This window comes from Mycolicibacterium arseniciresistens, from assembly GCF_030519285.1.
In the GTDB taxonomy this organism is placed as follows: Bacteria; Actinomycetota; Actinomycetes; order Mycobacteriales; family Mycobacteriaceae; genus Mycobacterium; species Mycobacterium arseniciresistens.
Genome location: NZ_JAUMSQ010000507.1, coordinates 1 through 552 on the forward strand (window position 1 = coordinate 1; position 552 = coordinate 552).

Annotated in this window: 1 protein-coding gene; it reads left to right on the forward strand. The window is 74.8% G+C overall.

Going from position 1 to position 552, the window contains the following annotated elements:
* A partial coding sequence (locus Q2100_RS31070) for a GNAT family N-acetyltransferase (protein WP_302917101.1) occupies window positions 1-552 on the forward strand: 552 nt, incomplete at both ends.

Genomic DNA, 552 nt, shown 5'->3' on the forward strand with positions numbered 1-552 from the left:
GGCCACACGCACCGCGGCAACTCCGCGCTGCCGCTGCTGGCCGGCGCCGACCTGCGCGCGCTGCCCGGCATCGTCGAGTGGTACACCGAGCGCGGACTGACGCCGTGGCTCTCGGTGCCCGACCGGCTGGTGCGGCTGCCTGCGTCGGCGCCGACCCACATCGAGTCGCTCGTGATGACGCGTGCGCTCCCGGCCGGCGGGCACCCCGCGGCGATTGACCTGTCACCGCATCCGGATGACCGGTGGCTGCAGATCTATCAGCGCGACGTGCCCGTCGACGTGTTGACCGCGGTGCTCGACGGCAAGGTGACGTTCGGCCGTCTCGGCGACGCCGCCGTCGGTCGTGCCGCCGTCACCTCGGCGCCCGACGGCACCCGCTGGCTCGGCATGTCGGCGGTGCGGGTGGCCGACGACCGGCGTCGCCGCGGTCACGCCCGGACGCTGTGCGGCGCGCTGCTCGACTGGGGTGCGGCCCGAGGTGCGACGCGCGCCTACGTCCAGGTCGTCGTCGACAACGCCGGCGCCGCCGCCCTCTACGAGTCGATGGGCTTC